This is a genomic window from Pantoea sp. SIMBA_079, assembly GCF_046940275.1.
In the GTDB taxonomy this organism is placed as follows: domain Bacteria; phylum Pseudomonadota; class Gammaproteobacteria; order Enterobacterales; family Enterobacteriaceae; genus Pantoea; species Pantoea borealis.
On record NZ_JAWRYR010000557.1, the window covers coordinates 1 to 258 of the forward strand.

Here is a 258-nt window from a genome sequence, read left to right on the forward strand (position 1 = left end):
TCCAGCCGGCTGGTGGCGGCCTATCGGGTGCCCGGGCAGGACACGGGCGTGCTCGCACCGCCCGACCGCGGCAGCCCCGCCATGAACTCCGTCATCTCGGACGAGCTGCGGGCCAAGGTGCAGAGCGGAGGGACGAAGCAGTTCTACCAGTCGGTCGCGCTCCCGGCGGGCACCGGCGACACCGACCCCGGCATCGTCGTCGGCTCGCAGCTGACCCTGCCGGCGTACGGCAAATACGAACTGTACATCGGCTACAAC

Annotated in this window: 1 pseudogene; it reads left to right on the plus strand. The window is 70.2% G+C overall.

What is annotated here, in order from left to right:
- A pseudogene (locus SB719_RS21180) lies at positions 1–258 on the plus strand (hypothetical protein); the annotation flags it as partial.